Annotated in this window: 15 protein-coding genes; 6 read left to right on the top strand and 9 right to left on the bottom strand. The window is 71.3% G+C overall.

The window, feature by feature from the left end:
* The first annotated feature begins 23 nt into the window (after window positions 1-23).
* From ACESMR_RS23345 to ACESMR_RS23335, 3 genes are all read left to right on the top strand, one after another.
* Window positions 24-383 carry an HPF/RaiA family ribosome-associated protein gene (locus tag ACESMR_RS23345; protein WP_373049543.1) on the top strand — a complete coding sequence of 120 codons (360 nt, stop codon included), beginning with the start codon at window positions 24-26 and terminating at the stop codon, window positions 381-383.
* The gene (locus tag ACESMR_RS23340) at window positions 383-1,369 is read left to right on the top strand and encodes a M48 family metalloprotease (RefSeq protein ID WP_373049542.1); all 987 of its coding nucleotides are present in this window, start codon (window positions 383-385) and stop codon (window positions 1,367-1,369) included. Before ACESMR_RS23345 ends, ACESMR_RS23340 begins: the two co-directional genes overlap by 1 nt.
* A 65-nt stretch (window positions 1,370-1,434) precedes the next feature.
* Complete coding sequence (locus ACESMR_RS23335) at window positions 1,435-2,388, top strand: TerC family protein (RefSeq protein WP_373049541.1); 954 nt, start codon at window positions 1,435-1,437, stop codon at window positions 2,386-2,388.
* A 42-nt stretch (window positions 2,389-2,430) separates the two neighbouring features.
* On the opposite strand, the gene ACESMR_RS23330 is transcribed toward ACESMR_RS23335, so the two are convergent.
* Window positions 2,431-3,195, bottom strand: a complete 765-nt coding sequence (locus ACESMR_RS23330; RefSeq protein ID WP_373049540.1) for an ABC transporter permease — start codon at window positions 3,193-3,195, stop codon at window positions 2,431-2,433.
* The gene (locus ACESMR_RS23325) at window positions 3,192-4,139 is read right to left on the bottom strand and encodes an ABC transporter ATP-binding protein (protein WP_373049539.1); all 948 of its coding nucleotides are present in this window, start codon (window positions 4,137-4,139) and stop codon (window positions 3,192-3,194) included. The genes ACESMR_RS23330 and ACESMR_RS23325 overlap by 4 nt, the downstream gene beginning before the upstream one ends.
* Before the next feature lie 140 nt (window positions 4,140-4,279).
* Here ACESMR_RS23325 and ACESMR_RS23320 point away from each other — a divergent pair, with 140 nt between their 5' ends.
* Window positions 4,280-5,431: a citrate synthase gene (locus ACESMR_RS23320; RefSeq protein WP_373049538.1), complete on the top strand. Its 1,152-nt coding sequence runs from the start codon at window positions 4,280-4,282 to the stop codon at window positions 5,429-5,431.
* Between the two features lie 58 nt (window positions 5,432-5,489).
* Here the strand turns inward: ACESMR_RS23320 and ACESMR_RS23315 are convergent, their stop codons facing one another.
* From ACESMR_RS23315 to ACESMR_RS23305, 3 genes are all read right to left on the bottom strand, one after another.
* On the bottom strand, window positions 5,490-6,605 hold the full coding sequence (locus tag ACESMR_RS23315) for a GGDEF domain-containing protein (protein ID WP_373049537.1): 1,116 nt from the start codon (window positions 6,603-6,605) through the stop codon (window positions 5,490-5,492).
* A gap of 186 nt (window positions 6,606-6,791) precedes the next feature.
* The gene (locus ACESMR_RS23310) at window positions 6,792-7,133 is read right to left on the bottom strand and encodes a hypothetical protein (protein ID WP_373049536.1); all 342 of its coding nucleotides are present in this window, start codon (window positions 7,131-7,133) and stop codon (window positions 6,792-6,794) included.
* A gap of 116 nt (window positions 7,134-7,249) precedes the next feature.
* A complete protein-coding gene (locus ACESMR_RS23305) occupies window positions 7,250-8,416 on the bottom strand; it encodes a PQQ-dependent sugar dehydrogenase (protein WP_373049535.1) in 1,167 nt (388 codons plus the stop codon).
* Between the two features lie 111 nt (window positions 8,417-8,527).
* On the opposite strand from ACESMR_RS23305, the gene ACESMR_RS23300 reads away from it, so the two are divergent.
* The gene (locus ACESMR_RS23300; protein WP_373049534.1) at window positions 8,528-9,472 is read left to right on the top strand and encodes a hypothetical protein; all 945 of its coding nucleotides are present in this window, start codon (window positions 8,528-8,530) and stop codon (window positions 9,470-9,472) included.
* 52 nt (window positions 9,473-9,524) lie between these two features.
* Window positions 9,525-9,863, top strand: coding sequence for an FKBP-type peptidyl-prolyl cis-trans isomerase (locus ACESMR_RS23295; RefSeq protein WP_373049533.1), 339 nt, complete (start codon window positions 9,525-9,527; stop codon window positions 9,861-9,863).
* Between the two features lie 65 nt (window positions 9,864-9,928).
* On the opposite strand, the gene ACESMR_RS23290 is transcribed toward ACESMR_RS23295, so the two are convergent.
* From ACESMR_RS23290 to ACESMR_RS23275, 4 genes are all read right to left on the bottom strand, one after another.
* Window positions 9,929-11,443, bottom strand: a complete 1,515-nt coding sequence (locus ACESMR_RS23290; protein ID WP_373049532.1) for a DEAD/DEAH box helicase — start codon at window positions 11,441-11,443, stop codon at window positions 9,929-9,931.
* A gap of 140 nt (window positions 11,444-11,583) precedes the next feature.
* Window positions 11,584-14,034 (bottom strand): PQQ-binding-like beta-propeller repeat protein, encoded by a 2,451-nt coding sequence (locus ACESMR_RS23285; RefSeq protein ID WP_373049531.1) that lies wholly within the window; start codon window positions 14,032-14,034, stop codon window positions 11,584-11,586.
* Entirely contained in the window at window positions 14,031-16,613 is a 2,583-nt protein-coding gene (locus ACESMR_RS23280; protein WP_373049530.1) for a PQQ-binding-like beta-propeller repeat protein, read from the bottom strand. Before ACESMR_RS23280 ends, ACESMR_RS23285 begins: the two co-directional genes overlap by 4 nt.
* Before the next feature lie 97 nt (window positions 16,614-16,710).
* The gene (locus tag ACESMR_RS23275; protein ID WP_373049529.1) at window positions 16,711-18,465 is read right to left on the bottom strand and encodes an Ig-like domain-containing protein; all 1,755 of its coding nucleotides are present in this window, start codon (window positions 18,463-18,465) and stop codon (window positions 16,711-16,713) included.
* Between the last annotated feature and the right edge of the window lie 145 nt (window positions 18,466-18,610).

The following is an 18,610-nucleotide window of genomic DNA, read 5'->3' as shown; positions in this document are numbered from 1 at the left end:
GTTCGTCGACTCGGAGGTAAGCGATGCAGATCGACGTCCGTTTCACCCGTCTCCAGCCCAGCGCCGCGCTGGCGCAGCACGCGCAGCGGCGGATCCTCTTTGCCCTCGACCGGTTCCAGCCCCAGATCGCGCGGGTCTCGATCCGCCTGCAGGACACCAACGGCCCCCGCGGTGGTGTCGACAAGAGCTGCTCCGTCGAGGTGGCCCTGCTCCAGGGCGGCACGGTGCGCCTCGACGAGATCGGCGAGGACGCCTACGCGGTGGTGGATCGCGCCGCGGCGCGGCTCCGCCACTCGGTCGCCCGCACCCTCGAGCGCGCCCACCCGCGCAGCGGCCCGTCGCTTGCGACGCTGCCCCTCGCGGACGAGAGGAAGGCGGGCTGATGAAGAACCAGCTCAAGGCCCTCTTCCTCCTCGGCGCCATCGGCGCGCTGCTCGTGGGCTGCGGCGCCCTCCTCGGCACCGGCTGGGCGATCGCGGCCCTCGCCTTCGCCCTGGTGCTCAACGTCTCTGCCTATTTCTTCTCCGACCGGGTGCTGCTGCGCATGCACGGCGCGCAGCCCCTCTCCCGCGAGGAGGCGCCGCGGATCCACGCGATGGTCGAGGAGATGGCGCAGCGAGCGGGCATCCCCATGCCGCGGCTGGTGCGCATCGCCGACGCACAGCCCAACGCCTTCGCCACCGGCCGCAACCCGAAGCACGGCGTGGTGGCGGTGACCGACGGCATCGTCCGGATCCTCTCCGAGCGGGAGCTCCGCGGCGTGATCGCCCACGAGGTGGCCCACATCAAGAACCGGGACATCCTCGTCTCGACCCTGGCGGCGGTGGCCGCCTCGGCGATCTCGATGATCGGCAACTTCCTCCCCTTCTCGCTCCTCGGCGGCGGCGACGAGGAGGAGGCGCCCTCGCCCTTCGTGGCGCTGGCTGCGGCGTTCGTCGCGCCGCTCGTCGGCACGATGATCCAGTTCGCGATCTCCCGCTCGCGCGAATACCTCGCCGACGAGGAGGCAGCGCGGCTGGGCGGCGATCCCGAGGCCCTCGCCTCGGCGCTGGAGCGCCTCGAGCACGCGGCGTTCGGCATCGCCTCCGATCGGGCGCAGCCCGCTGCGGCGAGCCTCTACATCGTCAATCCGCTCAGAGCGTACGAAGAATTCGGTCCGGCAGGCGCCGGCCCGCATTCTTCGCTCGCGCTTCGCGCGAAAGGCGCTCCTTCTCGCGATCGCTCCGCCTTCGGCTCCGCTGGAGCGTTTGCTTCGCAAACGCTCACCGGCGGCGAGCGGCTCTCGCGCCTCTTCTCCACCCACCCGCCCACCGCGGAGCGCGTGCGCCGGCTGCGGCAGCTCGCCACCACCGGTTGGCAGGCGGCCTGAAACCTCTCGGACACCCGGTGTCCTTCTGCCCCAGCCGGCAATGCTGCCGGCATCTGGAGTGATGGTTGGAAACGATCGGCAATCCCTGGCTCTGGTCCGGCTTCATCGCCTTCGTGGTCGCGATGCTCGCCCTCGACCTCGGCGTCTTCCACCGCAAGGCCCACGCGGTCTCGCTCAAGGAGGCGGCGATCTGGAGCGGCGTCTGGGTGGGCTTCGCCGTCCTCTTCAACGTCGCCATCTGGCACTACTTCGGGGCCGAGCGCGGCCTCGAATTCGCCACCGGCTACGTGATCGAGAAGGCGCTCTCGGTCGACAACCTCTTCGTCTTCGTCGCGATCTTCTCGGCCTTCGCCGTGCCCGCCGCCTTCCAGCACAGGGTGCTCTTCTGGGGCATCCTCGGCGCGCTGGTGCTGCGCGCGATCTTCATCCTCGTGGGCGGCGCGCTCCTCGCCCGCTTCCACTGGGTGATGTACCTCTTCGGCGCCATCCTGCTCTTCACCGCGGTGAAGCTCTTCGTCAGCCGTGACGAGAAACCCGAACCCGAGAAGAGCCCGGTGACCCGGCTCTTCCGCCGCTTCGTCCCCACCACCGAAGGCTTCCGGGGCACCAGCTTCCTCGTGAAGGAAAACGGCAGGCGCCTCGCCACGCCGCTCCTCCTCGTGCTGGTGCTGGTGGAGGCGACCGACCTCGTCTTCGCGGTGGACAGCATCCCGGCGATCTTCGCGGTGACCCGGGATCCCTTCCTGGTGTTCACCTCGAACATCTTCGCCATCCTCGGCCTGCGCTCGCTCTACTTCCTGCTCGCCGGCATCGTGGATCGCTTCCACTACCTCAAGCCGGCGCTGGCGCTGGTGCTCGCCTTCGTGGGCACGAAGATGGTGATCGTCGATCTCTACAAGGTGCCGGTGGGCGTTTCGCTCGCCGTGATCGCGACGCTGATCGGCGGCGCCGTGCTCCTCTCCTTCCTGCGGCCGCCGAAGGCAGCCGGCGCAGCGGCGCTGCGGGTCGAAGCGGAGTGATCGAGGTGGGCGCCGGTGCCGCACCAGGCACCGGCGCTCCCGTCAGGTGCGCAGCTTCCAGCCCGAGCGCAGCACGTAGAGGCACGCGCCCACCGCCACCAGGTCGAAGACGACGAGGAAGACGAGCCCCACCCACGGATCCACCGACGACGCGCCGACGAGGCCGTAGCGCATCCCCTCGACGAGATAGAGCACGGGGTTGAGGTGCGAGAGCGTGGCGAAGAAGCCCGGGAGCCGCTCCACGTCGTAGAAGACGCCGCCGAGGAAGGTGAGCGGCGTGACCACGAAGGTCGGCACGAAGTTCACGTGCTCGAATTTCTCCGCCCAGATCCCGGTGAAGAGCCCGCTCGCGGCGAAGCCGATCGCGGTGAGGATCGGGAAGGCGAGGGCGAAGAAGGGATGGGGCACCATCACCTCCCCCTGGGCGACGATCGCCACCAGCCAGGTGAGGAAACCCACGCCCAGCGCCCGCACCGCAGCGGCCCCCACCATCGCCCAGACGATCTGCCAATAGGTGAGGGGCGAGACGAGCAGATCCACCATCGTCCCCTGCATCTTCATGATGAAGATCGACGACGAGGTGTTGAGGAAGGAGTTGGAGATCACGGCGAGCATGATCAGGCCGGGCACGATGAAGGCCACGTAGGGCACGCCGTGGATCTCGGTGAGCCTGCCGCCCAGCGCGTAGCCGAAGACCACCAGGTAGAGCACCGTGGTGATCACCGGCGAGAGGATCGTCTGCCCCGGCACCCGCAGGAAGCGCCGGACCTCCTTCTCGAAGAGGGTCCTCGGTCCGAGGGCGATCATCTACCTGCCACCTTCCTGCTCCGCTCGTGCTCGGCGAGGAGCCGCACGTAGATCTCCTCGAGGGCGGTCTTCCGGGTCTCGACGTCGCGGACGTGCAGGCCCGCGGCGAGGGCCTGCGCCAGCACGGGACCCAGCTCCTCGTTCGCCGGCTGGGTGAGCTCGAGAACGCAGCCGCCCTCGAGGAGCCGCGCGTTCCGATCCTGCAGCCCGGCGGGGATCTCGCCCACGCTCTTTCCGAGGAGCAGGCGCAGGGTCCTCTCGCCGAAGCGGCGGAGCAGATCCTTCTTCTCCTCGACGAGGAGGATCTGCCCCCGGTCGATCATCCCGATCCGGTCGGCGAGCTCCTCCGCCTCCTCGAGATAGTGGGTGGTGAGGACCACGGTGGTTCCCTGGGCCCGCAGCTCCCGGACGTAATTCCAGAGGTCGCGCCGGAGCTCCACGTCCACGCCGGCGGTGGGCTCGTCGAGGAAGAGGACCTTCGGCTGGTGGACCAGCGCCTTGGCGATGAGCAGGCGCCGCTTCATGCCGCCCGAGAGCTCCCGGGTGCCCGCGGTGCGCTTCCGGGTGAGATCCATGGCGCGGAGCAGGGCGTCGAGCCGCTCCTGGGAGAGCTTCACGCCGAAGTAGCCCGCCTGGAACCGGAGGATCTCTTCGATATTAAAGAAGGGATCGAAGTTGATCTCCTGCGGGACCAGGCCTACGGCACGTCGCGTGATGTGGTAATCGCGCTGGACGTCGTGGCCAAGGACCCGGGCCGTTCCGCCCGTGGGAACCACCAGGCCGGCGACGCATCCGATCATCGTCGTCTTGCCGGCCCCGTTGGGGCCGAGAAGCGCGAAGATCTCGCCCTGCCGGATCTGCAGGGAGGCGTCGTCGAGGGCGGTGAAGCCGTCGTAGCGCTTGGTGAGGTGGTCGATCTCCACCACGAAATTTGGAGCTTCCAAGGTCGGGGCAACATAGCGGCCAGGCCGCCCACGCGCCCGACGAAATTCGGTTTCTCTTCGTACTTCCGCCGGCAGGCGGGTGTGATAGAACGCGGGCCCCAAGGTCGGCTGTGGTCCTTGGCCTGGCCCGGAGGATGGACATGGAAAACAACACCGAGCCCAAGATCCCGTACGTTCCCGGCCTGGCCGGCGTGCCCGCTGCAGAGTCGAAGGTCTGTGACATCGACGGCCAGCGGGGCATCCTCTTCTACCGTGGCTACGCCATCGAGGAGCTCGCCGAGAAGAGCACCTTCGAAGAGACGAGCTACATGCTGCTCAACGGCCAGCTGCCGCAGAAGAACCAGCTGGACCAGTTCAGCCACGACCTCGTCCACCACCGGCGCCTGAAGTACAAGCTCATCGATCTGATGAAGACGCTGCCGGAGTCGGGCCACCCGATGGACGCGCTGATGGCCGCCGTCGGCGCCCTCGGCATGTTCTACCCGCACATCAACATCATGAACTCCGAGGAGCGGTACGGGGCGACGGTGCGGCTGATCTCCAAGCTCCCGACCATCGTCGCCGCCTGGGCGCGGATGCGCCGGGGCGACCGCGACGTGCTGCCGAACGACAAGCTCAGCCACGCCGCGAACTTCCTCTACATGCTCAACGAGCAGGAGCCGGACAGCACCCACGCCCGGATCTTCGACCAGTGCCTGATCCTCCACGCGGAGCACCAGATGAACGCCTCGACGTTCTCGGCCCGCGTGACCGGCTCGTCGCTGGCCGACTCCTACGCGGTGGTCGCCTCGGCGGTCGGCACCCTCTCCGGCCCGCTCCACGGCGGCGCCAACGAAGACGTGCTCGACATGCTCGCCGAGATCGGCACCGTCGAGAACGTCGTCCCCTGGCTCGACAAGGCCATGGCCTCGAAGCGGAAGATCCCGGGCTTCGGTCACCGTGAGTACAAGGTGAAGGATCCCCGCGCGAAGATCCTCCAGCGCCTCGCCGAGCAGCTCTTCGCCCGCTACGGCTCGACCCCGCTCTACGACATCGCCGTGAAGCTCGAGTCGGTGATGGAGGAGCGCGTCGGCGGCAAGGGAATCTACCCGAACGTCGACTTCTACTCCGGCCTCGTCTACCAGAAGCTCGGCATCCCCACCGACCTCTTCACGCCGATCTTCGCGATGGCGCGGGTGTCGGGCTGGCTGTCGCACTGGCTCGAGCAGCTCGAGAACAACCGCATCTTCCGGCCGAACCAGATCTACGTCGGCTCGGCGCCGCGGAACTACGCGGCCCTCGACCGCCGCTAGTCGGAAGCCGCAGCAGTGAACGGGCGTGGGCTCCGATGGGCCCCGCCCGTTTCGCGTTTCAGGCGCTGCGCCGGGTCAGCTTGCGGGCGCGCTTCCGCGCGTACATCAGCTCGTCCGCCCGCTGCAGCAGCTCGGCCAGCGGCCTCGGCTCCGCCGGGTCGAATTCCACCAGGCCGACGCTCATCGCGAGCTGCCAGGCGGGGCCGCTCGTGTCGTTGAAGAGCGCCACCGCCTCCTCGATCCGGCGCACGTAGCCGTCGAGCGTGGTGGGCGGCGCGACCTCCATCGCCGCTACGGCGAATTCGTCACCGCCCATCCGCGCCACCACGTCCGAGTCGCGGAAGCAGGCCCGGAGGATCTCGGCGCCGGCGCAGAGCGCCGCGTCGCCGGCCTCGTGGCCGAGGCGGTCGTTGATCTCCTTCATCCCGTCGAGGTCGGCGAAGAGGATCAGCACCCGCTTGCCGTGGCGCCTGGCGGTGTTGCATTGCTGCTGCGCGAGGGAGAGGAAGCCGCGGCGGTTGTAGAGCCCGGTGAGCTCGTCGACGAGGGAGAGCGCGCGGAGCTGCTCCGCCTGCTCCTGCAGCAGCCGTTCGGCCCGCTTCTGCTCGGTGATGTCGGCGACCTGCCCGATGAAATGCAGGGGCACCCCGTGCCGGTCGCGCACGAGGGCGACGCTGAGGAGGCCGTGGACGACGGAGCCGTCCGGCCGCAGGTAGCGCTTCTCCACCTGGAAGTGCGTGGCCTGGCCGGCGAGGAGGCGCTCGACGCCGTCGTTGCTGGCCTCGAGGTCGTCGGGGTGGGTGATCTGCCGGAACCCCAGGGAGAGGAGCGCGGCGCGGTCGCGTCCGAGGAAGTCGCAGAGCCTGTCGTTCACCTGGGTGAGCGTGCCGTCGAGGGCCATGAACGACAGGCCGATCGGCGCGTTCTCGAGGATCAGCCGGAAGCGCTCCTCGCTCTGGCGCTGCGCCTCCAGCGCCCGGGCGACGGTCGCCGCCGCGTCGGCTGCAGGGGCGGTCGCCACCGCCGCCATGCCCGGGCTGTCGAGCGCGTGCAGGGCCGCTTCGGCAGCGTGCAGCTCCGCCCGCAGCGCGGCGATGCGCACCTCGAGTTGGTGCCGGCTCTCCGCTGCATCGGCAGGGACGCCCAGGCCGGGCTGGTTTGGTTTGTTCACCACCCAACAGAGCCTACCCAAATGGAAAGAAAAAGAAAGGTGCCGGAATCACACACCTTTTTCCTTCCGGGCGGCCGTCCGCCGTGCCGGCCATGGCACCGGCGGGCAACCGAGCGCGCCGGGCACGAAAAGGCCCCGAACCGTTTCCGATCCGGGGCCGCTGCACCACCGCAGTTGGAGCGCTCGTTGTCAGATGCCGTAGTAGCAGGGGGCGCCGTCGTCGCACTCGGCGCGCATGCAGGCCGCCACGGCCTTGGTCTCCTGCATGCAGCAATCCGGATCGTTGGCGTCGTCGCAGGAGGCGCCGCAGGTCTCGTTGGCATCCCACTCGTCGGCGCAGATGCCGGCGTCGTAGCATTCCGACGCCGCCATTGCACAGGCCATGCAAGCCTCGCTCTGCATGTCCTTGAAGCAGGGATTGCTGTCGAGGCTGCCGGTGCCGCCGCCCTTGCCGTCGTCGGAGTCGCCGCCGCAGGCGATGAGACCCACCGTGGCCACGACGGCCACCACCATCATCATGAGTTCGCGCATCGTCGTATCCCCCGGCGGCCATCCGGTGCCGCCACTGGGTGCACGATCTACGAACGGAGGCCTTCTGTCGATAGTGCGACGTTCCGCACCCCCATGGCCGGGAGCGGCCCTCTCGCTCAAGGGATGCCGTCGAGCCGAAGGATCTCCCCCGAGGAGAAGTCGGCGAGGTAGATTTCGCCGCGCGCGTCCCTGCCCAGGGTGGCCACGGCCCTGCCGGTCCTGCCCAGCTCCTGCGCCTTCTCGACCCGCTGCCGCTCCTTCGGCAGCTCCAGGGCCCAGAGCCTGCCGCTGGCGAAATCGGTGAAGAGGTACTTTCCCCGGAGCGCCGGGATCCTGCTCCCGGTGTAGACGTAGCCGCCGGTGATCGACTGCCCGACGTCGTGGCCGTATTCGTAGATCGGATCGACGAGCCCCTCGCTCCTGCACGCCTTCTGCGGCTCGTAGCAGTGGAAGCCCTCGCGGTGGTCCCAGCCGAGGTTGTCGCCCGACTGCACCAGGTCGATCTCCTCCCAGGCGTTCTGCCCCACGTCGGCGACCACGAGCCGCCCCCGCGGATCGAAGGAGTAGCGCCACGGGTTCCGCAGGCCGAGGGCCCAGATCTCCGGCAGCCATCCCTCCCTGCCGACGAAGGGGTTGTCGCCGGGGACGGCGTAGGGCTTCTCCCCCTCGGTGCCGTCGACGTCGATGCGGAGCATCTTGCCGAGGAAGGTGGAGGGGTCCTGGGCGTTGTCCTGCGGGTCGCCGGCGCTCCCGCCGTCGCCGAAGCCCACGTAGAGCAGGCCGTCGGGGCCGAATTGGAGCTGCCCGGCGTTGTGGTTGACGTAGGGCTGCTGCTGCCGGAGCAGGATCCGTTCGTTCCGGGCGCGGCCGAGCGGTTCGCCGGCGGGCAGGACGAACTCGGAGATCCGGCTCTCGTTTCCGCCGCGCTGCGCGCGCACGGTGTAGTTCACGTAGATCTTCCGGTTCCGCGCGAAGTCGGGGTGGAAGGCGAGGCCGAGCAGGCCGAGCTCCGAGGCGGTGCTCACCTGCAGCTCGAGAATGGTGCCCTTCCTTCCGCTCACCAGGTCGACCCACGCGGCGGTGCCCTCCTTCTGCAGCACCAGCAGCAGGTCCGGCGCCCCGGGGACGAATTGGAGGTCGGTGGGTTGGGAGAAGCCGCTGGCCACGATGGTGAGGCGCAAGTCGCGCTGCTGGCCGCTGTTGCTGGCGTTGCTCGATTTGCAGCCCGCGGCGGCGAGGAAGGGCACGAGGAGCAGGAGCTGGCGCACTGCATGCAAACTCATCAGGTACCTCCGGTGCAGATCGCAGGAGGGTAATCGAGTCGCCCTCCGGCCGCCTCGCCAGCCATTCTCGCCACCGTGGCCTTGCGGACGATCCGCTGCCACCATGCCGCGATGGTGAAGCTTCCGGGCATTCTGCTCTGCGCCGATTGGTCGCTCGCCCCGGGCCGCCGCGCGGTCTACGGCGCGCTGCCCGCGGCGCGCCGCGTGCTGCGCCTCGCGCCGCCGGCAGGCGGCTGGAACGTCGAGCGGCTCGTCGAGGCAGCGGCGCCCCACGGCGACGCGATCATCGGCGTCGACGCGCCCCTCGGCCTGCCAGCGAGCTACCTCGCCGCAGCGCGAGGCCCGTTCGGCCTCGATCCCGGGGCGGGCTTCGTCCCCTGGCTCGAGGCGGCGCTCGCGCGGCCCGCGTGCTTCGAGGTGGGCGGAAGCGCAGCGGCGTGGTCGGTGGCGCGCCCCTTCTTCCGCCCGCCGCCGGGGAAGGGATCGCTGCAGGCCTTCGTCGCCGCAGCAGCGCAGCAGGGTGTCGATCTCTGGCGGAGGGGCGAGCGGGCCAGCGGGGGCAAATCGGTCTTCACCTTCGGCCTGCCCGGGCAGGTGGGGCCTGCGGCGCAGGCGCTCTGGCGCGAGCTCGGCGCCGCCCGCGCTACCGGCCTCTCCTTCCGGATCTGGCCCTTCGAAGCGGCGCTGGAGGAAGGCGGCGTCAGGCTGGCGGAGATCTACCCGCGGGCTGCCTACGGCGTGGCGCTCGGCGAGAAGGCCCCCTGGCCCTCCATGGCGCTGGCGAAGACGCAGGCGACGGTGCGGGCCGCGGCGATCGCGCGGCTCCGCGAGGCGCGGTGGATCCGGGAAGCGGAGGTCGCCCTCGACGGCCTCGAGGAGGCGCTGGCGAGCGAGGACGAATTCGATGCCTGCCTCGCAGCGGCGGCGCTCCTGCGGCTGCAGCTCGCCGGCAACCCCCTCTGCGGCGCCGTCGACGAGGTGGCCGAGGGCGGCATCCTCTGCACCTGGGATCCGCGGAACGACGCAGCTACTGCGCGAAGCGGCGACAGCGGTTAGGGTGCGCCATCCGCTCGCACGGTGCGCGCGACGAAGCGAAAGGAAGGACGAGATGACGACCACCGCATCCGGTCTGCAGATCGAGGAGATCCGCGAGGGCGACGGCCCCGAGGCGAAGCGCGGCCAGCGCGTCACCGTGCACTACGTGGGCACGCTCACCAACGGAGACAAATTCGACAGCTCCCGCGACCGCGGCCAGGGCTTCACCTTCGGCCTCGGCGCGGGCCAGGTGATCAAGGGCTGGGACGAGGGCGTCGCCGGCATGAAGGTCGGTGGGCTCCGCAAGCTCACCATCCCGCCCGATCTCGCCTACGGCGCACGCGGCTACCCGCCGGTGATCCCGCCCAACTCGACGCTGGTCTTCGAGGTCGAGCTCCTCGAGGTGCGCTGAGGGCCGCCGTCTCCATGAAAAAGGCCACGGTCTCCCGTGGCCTTTCTCGTTCCTGCGCTACCGGATCAGCGCCCGCGGCCTGCAGCGCCGCGGCGACCGGCGCCGCCACCGGGCCGACCGCCGCCGGGCCTTCCGCCCGGCCTGCCGCCACCGCCGGCACGGGCGCCACCAGGGCGCCCGCCACCGCCACCACCGCCGGCGGGACGTGCGCCGCTGCGCGCCGGGGGCCTGCCGCCGCCGCCCTGCCCGCCAGCGGCGCCTTGCTGCTGCCGCTCGTGCGACTTCGGCGCCGGACCACGCTGCGGCCTGTAGCTCTGCCGCGCGCCACGGGGCTTGCCCGCCCGCGGGCTCTGCGACTCCGGCTCCTGCGGCGGCAGCCCGAGCTGCGCCCGGGTCCTTCCGCCGTGTACGCCGGGATCGCGCTCCTGCGACTTGCGCCGCTCGAGCTCCGCCACGAACGCCGGGTTCTCCCGGGGGATGACGCCGCGGGGCAGCTGCTTGCCCACCAGCTTCTCGATCGCCTGCAGCTCGGCGCGATCGTCCGGCTCGGCGAAGGAGGTCGCCCTGCCGCTCGCGGCGTTGCGCGCGGTGCGGCCGATGCGGTGCACGTAGTCCTGCGGCTCGCCCGGCAGGTCGAAGTTCACCACGTGGCCGATCTGCTCCACGTCGATGCCGCGGGCGGCGACGTCGGTGGCGACGAGCACGCGGTAGGTGCCGGCCTTGAAGCCGTCCAGCGAGTGGCGCCGCTGCGACTGGGAGCGGTCGCCGTGGAGGCGCGTGGCGTTGACGCCGGCGCCATTGAGGAATTTGTAGATCTTGTCGGCCCGGTGCTTGGTCCGCACGAAGATCAGCGTCGAGTCATCATCCTCACCGAGGAGCGCGAGGAGGAGCGCCGGCTTCTCGTGGCGCTCGACGTGGAAGATCTTCTGCTCCGCGCGCTCGGCGGTGGTGCCGCTGCGGTGGATCTCGATCTTCACCGGATCGGGCACGTAACGCTTGGCAAAGGTCGCCACCTCGCCCGCCATGGTGGCGGAGAAGAGCAGCGTCTGCTTGCGGCGCGACAGGCGCGAGAGGATCCGCTCGAGCTGCGGGCGGAAGCCCATGTCGAGCATGCGATCGGCCTCGTCGAGGACGAGCGCCTCGACGCCGGAGAGATCGGCGTTGCCCTGGTCGATGTGATCGATGAGGCGGCCGGGGGTGGCGATGACGAGGTGCCGCCGCTCGCGGAGGGCGGAGGCCTGCGGGCCCATGCCGAGGCCGCCGACGACGACGGCTGCCTTCACGCCGCGCGCGGGGCCGAAGGTGTCGACGTATTCGGCGATCTGCTGCGCGAGCTCGCGGGTGGGTGCGAGCACGAGGGCGGTGGTGCCCCTGCGGCCTGCGGCCCGCTCGATCAGCGGCAGCATGAAGGCTGCGGTCTTGCCGGTGCCCGTGGCGGCGCAGCCGATGACGTTGTGACCCGCGAGTGCCGGCGGGATTGCGCCGTGCTGCACCGGGGTGGGGTTCTGGTAGCCCGCCTTGTCGAGGGCAGCCAGGGTGGCGGCCGAGAGGCCGAGAGATGCGAAGGTGGTCGTAGACATGGATCTCCGTGCCAACCGGCCCCGCTGCGGGGAGATTCCAGCTGGCTCGGGCCCGTCCTACCCCGAGGGGCAGGCTTCTGGCCACCCCGGCGATCGCGGCCCGCCCCGCACGGCTGCGGGGCAGGCGCGCGAGGAGCCCCTCAGTGAGCCGCCGGGACGATGCCGTGGAGGGTGGAGCCGAGGGAGGTGACCACCACGGCGCGGCCGGCGCCGGAGGCCTCCGTCGCCGCCAGCACCGCCCGAACCGTGCCCTCGTGGGGGAAGGTGGCCTGCACCTCGCCGTCGAGGGAGACGGCCATCGAGAGGGTGTCGCTGCCATCCCAGGAGCCCAGCCCCACCTGCAGCCAGGCGGGCGCTTCCTCGCTCCCCGGGACGAGGGCGAGCGCACCGCCGTATTGCATCCCGGTGTGCTCCACCCTCTCGTCGGCGATGGGAAGGGTCCAGACCACCTCGCCGGTGGCGCCGTCGAGCACGTAGAGATCGCCGGCGGTGGTGGTCACCGCCACCTCGGCGGCGCCGTCGCCGGTCCGGTCCGGGATCGGGATCCCGAACCAGCTCGCGCCCTCGATCCGCCGCCGTGGATCCGACGGATCGGGGACCCAGCGCAGGACCGTCTGCCAGCGCAGCTCGCCGGTGGCGCCGTCGCGGCTGGCGACGAAACCCTCGCCGTCGATCCCGCCGCCACCGACGACCAGGTTGCCGTCCACGAGGCGGACCCAATGCGGCCGCTCGATCGTCTCCTCCTCCCAACGCACGTTGCCGTCGGCGTCGAGGAAGGCGACGAAGGGCGGGGCCACGCCGGTGAAGCAGCCGATCCCGGCGCCCTCCTCCCCCGCGGCGACGAAGCCGAACTCGCATTTGCGCGGGAGGGCGGCCTCCCACTTCGTGGCGCCGGCCGCCAGATCGACCGCCACGATCTCGGCCTCGATGTGCGCCACGTTCTTGCCGACGATCACCGCGTCGGCGCCACCGTCCCCGTGGAGGTCAGCCACTGCCAGCTCCATGGGCACGGTGCCGATCGGGATCGAGGCGCGGGTCGCACCCTGCCGATCGACGAGGTGGAGCATCCCGAGCTCGTGATCGGTGGTGAACCTGCCGAGAAGGAGTGCGAGTTCCTCCTCTCCCGCAGCGCCGAAGGAGGCGAGGCCGCGGGGGACGCTGGGCACGGCGCCGTCGGGGAGGGTGTGCCACTGCAGCGCGCCGTCGAGATCCCGCGCGGCGAGCCGCGCCGCCTCGTCGGCGAGGAAGAGCGTGTCGCCGACCGCGATGGAGGCGCCCATCTGGAAGAAGCCCTGGTAATCCTCGTGGAGCGCGGCGCCGCTCGCCGGATCGAAGGAGCGGATCACGCCGTCCTCCGCACCGACGAAGAGCTTCTCCGCCAGGGGCGCGAAGGAGGTGATCATGCGGGTGCCGGCGTAGCGCCAGCGCACCGGATCGGTGTCCGCCGCCGGCATCGGATCGAGGACCACCATCTCCTCGCCCCGCCTGCCGAGGATCGCCACGATTGCAGGGCCCTCGGCTCCGTCGATCACGTCGATCCGCTCGACCGGCGCGAAGGTCGGCATCCGCCACAGCTCCGCGCCTGCAGCGTCGGCGACGACGATCGCCGTGCGCGCGTCCCACTGCAGCTCGCGCAAGGTGAAGACGATCTCGTCGACGCCGTCACCATCGAGGTCGCTGGCGACGAGCTCGTCCACGTAGGTCGAGCCTTCGATCGAATCGGGATGGAGCTCGAAGCTGCTCGACCAGCGCTCGGTGCCGTCGAGGCCGACCGCAGCCAGCCTGCCCCGGTCGGCGCCGACGATCGCCACCTGCGCCCCCTCGTCGAAGGACGCAGCGGTGAGCGCGGTGACGAAGCCGCCGCTGCCGTAGTCGGCGAGGAGCGTGCCGTCGTGGCCGAGGACGAAGAGGTCCCGCTGCAGCGCGCCGCCGGTGGGCTCCACCGAGACCAGCGCCACCGAAGGCTCCCCCGCACCCTGCGCCGCAGCGGCGAGGAAGATCGGCGGCCCCGGCAGCGCCGGCCGGAAGGCGACGGTGCCCGTGTCGAGCCGCAGCGGCCCCACGGAGAAGGAGGTGTAGAAGAGCCGCTCCGCCTCGCTCCCGAAGATGGCGCCGCCATCCGCCACCGTCTCCTGCGCCAGCTGGTGCTTCCAGCGCGCGCTTCCGTCGATGCCGTCGAGGAGATGGACCTCGCCCCAGGTGTCGACGAGGAGGAGGTCGGAGATCCCGTCGCCGGTGGCTTCCACCGCGGCGAGATCGACCACCCGGTGGGCCGCGACGTAGGGCGCGGAGGAGACGCCGGACCAGCCCGCCCGCCAGATCGGCGCCCCCGCCTCGTCGACGACGAGGAGCTCGCGCCCTGCGTAGACGACGCCATCCGCGCCCTGCGGGCCGAAGGTGCCCGCGGCCATCCGCAGCGTCTCGCCGAGGAGATCGCTGCTCTGCCTGCCGTCGATCGACAGGCCCTCCCACGAGGGCTCGTCGACGGGCGTCGCACCGCCCCCCCGCTTCTTCTCCCCCGTCTCGTCGCCGCAGCCAGCGCCGCAGAGGGCGAGGGCTGCGAGCCATGCGATCGCGTGGCCGTTCTTCATTCGGCGCCTTCCTTCCCGTCGAGCTGCAGGCTGGTTGCGTAGAGGCTGTAGAGGCCGGAGACGACGGCGCCGTCCGTGCCCGACCAGCCCCGCACCGGCACGATCGCCGTGGCCACCGAGTCGATCGGTGTGGTGCCGATCACCTCGCCCCCCAGCGAGACGGCGAGGACCGCGCTGCGCAGCCCGGCGTTGCCCCCGTCCTGTGCGTAGAGGAGATGGGCGGGCCTCTCACCGTCCGCCGCCACGAAGCGGAGCAGGCCACCCTCGTGCCGCAGGTGATCGGCGCGATCCGCGTCCTCGGTCACGGTTTCCCAGCGGACCTCGCCGGTGGCCCCGTCGAGGAGATAGAGACCGTTCGACGCGGCGGCGACCGCGATCTCGGCGGCGCCGTCCTCGTCGAGATCGTCCACCACCGCCGCGCTCACCGCCGTGCCGGCGCGCCCCACGCCCTGCGGGTAGAGCGGATCCGCGAGCGGATCGAGGACCGTCGACCAGTGGCGCAGGCCGTCGAGCCCGCGGCGCAGCACGAAGCCGCGGTTGCCGCTGAGGACGCCGCCGTGCACGAGGCCGCCCGGCACCAGCTCCACCCACTCGGTGAGCTGATCGATCTCGTCGATCATCCAGCGGATCGATCCGTCGCTGGCGAGGAGCGCGAGGTACGCGGGCTGGCCGCTGGCGGCAGGCCAGGTGTGGACCGCGATCTCGTCCCTGCCGTCGCCGTCCACGTCGCCGACGAAGAGCGAGCCGTCGCTGCAGGCGACCAGCTCGATCTCGCGCACCACGGCGCCGCCGCCGTCCTGGAGGAGGAGGCGGCAGACGTCGGTCTCGGCCCGCATCGACTCCAGCGCCGCGATCCGCGCGCCCTCGAAGCGGCCGATCACCAGGTCGAAGGGAAGGCCCTCGTAGCTGGTGGTGAAGCGCCGATGCCCCTCGAGCGTGAAGGCCTCGAGATGGCCGGGAGCATCCTCGGCAAAGCCGATGGAGCTGGCGAGGACGAGGGTCTCGCCATCGATCACGCCGCCGGTGGCAGCGGTGGCGAAGCCGTAGGGGCCGACCTGGAGCCGGTGCGCCCAGCGCTTCGCGCCGGTGGAATCGTGGAAGGCGATGCTTCCCGCCTGATCCCGCGCCACCACACCTGCGGTGCCCGCCTCGCCCTCCACCGACGCGACGCCGTAGAGGAAGGAGGTGAGGTGGTGGTCCCAGCCTGCGTCGCCGCTCGCGGCGTCGTAGCTGCGGAGGATGCCGTCGGTGGAGCCGACGACGAGACGCTCGCCGGTCTCGTGGCGGACGACGGCGGCGCTGGTGGCGACGTGGGTCGGCTCGATCTTGCGGAGGAGCCTGGTCGACGCGGCGGGATCGAGGTCGAGGAAGCGGACGTCGCCTTTCGAGTGGGAATCGTTGGCGCCTGCTGCGAGCACGAGGACCGGCTTGCCGCCGATGCGCTCGATCGCCGCCTGCCACACCTTCTGGGTGTAGGTGTAGCGCCAACGCTCGGCGCCGTCGGCGTCGAGGGCGATCACGGCGTAGGGAACGACCGGGGCGCCGAGGTAGTGCGCGTCGTGGGCGACGACGAAGATCTCGGCGCTGCCGTCCTCGTCCACGTCTTCGGCGAGGAGCGCCTGGACGAGGGTTCGCGCGGGCTCGCCGCCGAAGGGGGCGAGGCTCCTCTCCCAGATCGTCTCGCCGGAAGGGTCGACCGCGAGCACCGAGCCGTCGTCGAAGGCCACCACCGCTGCGTCGAGGCCGGTGCCGGCGAGATCACCGACCCCGATGGCCATGAGCTGGATCCCCGGCGTGAACGCACGGGAGAAGAGGAGCTCGCCGCTGGCGGTGACCGCATGCAGCCCCGGCTCCTCCGTCCCGCGCTCGCCGGTGTGTTCGCCGTTCGCCCGCTGCTCCGCGGAACCGTCGTACTGGTGCGCGACGAAGAGGCCGGTGGGTGCGCCTGCAGCGAGGCGCGCCTCCAGGCTCCAGGTGGGCCAGGTGGGCAGCGGCGATTCCCACGCCACCTCGCCGGTGGCGACGCCGTAGGCGGCGTAGCCATAGCTCGGAAAGAAGCGCCGTTCGTCCTCGGGGCCGAAGACGGTGATCGGTCCGCCGAAGGGGAAGCGCAGATCGGGCTCCACCGCCCACTGCCGCGAGCCGTCGGTGCCGTCGACCCGCCAGGCCTTGCCGCGATCGTCGACCACGATCAGATCCGCGCCACCGTCGGCGCGTGCAACCGGCTCGATCTCCCACACCATCGCGTAGTCGCCGTAGGCGTGGAGCGGATCGGACGGCGCCGCCTCCCACTCGAAGAACCAGCGCTGCTCGCCTGCGCCGCCGTCGAGGGCCACCGCCCGCCGCGCACCGACCGCCACCTCGTCGAGGCCGTCCCCGTCGAGGTCCACGCGCTGCAGGAGCTGCACCTCGCCGAAGCCCCGGGCGACCCAATCGCGCTGCAGCAGCACCGCGGGCTCTTCGACCGGTGGCTGCGTACCGGGTTCCTCGATGGCGGGCTGCGGCTCCGGGGGCGAGCCATCGCATGCTGCGGCGGCGAGGCCGCAAGCGACGAGCAGCGGGGCGATCCGTACCTTCATCTGCGTACTCCTCTCGCGCTTGGCGCGCAGCCCTCCCGTCGCGGCCCCGTCCTGCATCGGGGCCGCCGGTCGCCTGCGCCGGATTTCCTGCTGGCGATCAGTCGATCGCCGCTGCCTCCACCGCGATCGGCAGCGGCCACGCCGTACCGACGAGGCCGGCGCCGAGCTGGCCGGAGAGCGAGCCGCCCCAGCACCAGGCGGTGCCATCGGTGGCGCTGGCGCAGGTGGTCTCGCCGCCGGCGGTGATCGACGAGAAGCTGAGGCCGCCGAGCACCTGCACCGGCTCACCGCGCCCCTCGTAGCTGCCGTCGCCGAGCTGGCCGGCGTGGTTGCCACCCCAGCACCAGGCTGCGCCGGCATCGTCGATGGCGCAGGTGTGGCTGCCGCCGGCGGCGATCGCCACGAAGTTGTGACCGCCGACCACCGGGGTGGGCTCCCGGACCTCGGGCGCTGCGGAGCCGGCGGCGCCGCTGAAGTTGGCGCCCCAGCAATGGGCGGCCCCTGCGTCGGTGAGACCGCAGACGTGTCCGCTCCCCATGGTGAGCGTGGAGAAGCGCACGCTGCCCGCCACCGCCTGCGGGGTGGGGACCGGCGCCCACGGATCCTCGGCGTCGGCAGGGGCGCCGAGGTGCGCGCCCGCTTCCCCCCAGCAAAAGGCCTGGCCCACGGTGTCGAGGCCGCAGGTCGCGAAGCTGCCCGCCTGCACCGACGTGAAGGTGATCCCGGCGATCTCCTGGGGCCCGAAGCGCCCCTCGCCCGAGGTGCCGTTGCCGAGCTGGCCGTTGCCGTTCCAGCCCCAACACCAGGCCTTGCCCGCAGGCGTCACCGCGCAGGTGTGGCCGATGCCGGCGTCAATGGAGGTGAAGGCGGTGCCACCCGCCGCCAGGGTGGGAACGGCGACGTCGAAGATCTCGCCGTCGGCCTCCTCGATGCCCAGCTGTCCGGCGAAGTTGGAGCCCCAGCACCAGGCCGAGCCGCCGTCGTCGAGGGCGCAAGCGTAGTCGTTGCCCGTGGTGAGCGCGGCGAAGCTGTGTCCGCCGGCGACGGCGACGGGATGCGGCACCGGTTCGAAGGAGGTGCTCCCATCGCCGAGCTGGCCCGCGCCGTTCTCGCCCCAGCACGAGACGGCGCCGCTCTCGAGGCCGCAGACGAGGCTCGCGCCAGCAGCCAGCGTGGAGAAGGAGGCGCCCGGTGCGCCGACGGTCACCGGGATCCCGTTGATCACGAGCGCCGCCTCGACGCCCTCGCCCTGCGGGCTGGTGATCGTGACGGTGATCGCGCCCTCCGCGAGGATGCGGACGAGGACCGTCTCGCCGCCGTCGGCTTCCCGGCTCTCCTCGAGGATCTCGACGGCGCTCTCGTTCGAGAAGGCGAAGTCGAGCTCCGCCTGCGCGTTCTGCTGGAAGCCGCTCGGATCGCTGTAGGCCCAGGCCTGGACCAGCACGCTCTGGCCAACGAGGACGTTGGGCCGATCGCCGCCGATGCCGGTGGAGGCGTTGATCTTCTTCACCGGCAGGATGCCCACCCGGAAACCGACCTCGCCGGTCGCGCCGCCGGCGGTTGCGCGGATCGACGCGGCGCCGTCGCCGCCCGCGGTGACCAGGCCGTGTTCGTCGACGAGGAGGACCGCCTCGTCGCTGCTCGACCAGGTGAAGGCGAGCTCCTCGATCGCCGCGCCGTCGGCATCGTACGCCGCTGCGACGAGCTGCACCGTCTCGCCGGCCTCGAGCTCCCCGCAGCCCACGCCGCGATCTCCTTCGCAGCGCACCTCGATCCGGTCGATCACCGGCGCCTCCGACCCGCCGGTGCCACCGGCGCCGCCGCTGCCGCCCGTGCCACCGGTTCCACCCATGCCGCCGCTGCCGGCCTTGCCGCCGTCGACGCCGCCGCCGTTCGAGTCAGAGACTGTGAAAGAAACGCCTTCCGCGATCGGCGGTCCGGAGGCCGGAGGCCCGCGAGAGCCCCGCCACGGAATGCCCCATCGCGGCTCAGGTAGA

This window comes from Vulgatibacter sp. (assembly GCF_041687135.1).
Taxonomy (GTDB): domain Bacteria; phylum Myxococcota; class Myxococcia; order Myxococcales; family Vulgatibacteraceae; genus JAWLCN01.
The sequence above is the reverse complement of the archived record's forward strand: the minus strand, read 5'-3'. Positions and strand labels throughout refer to the sequence as shown.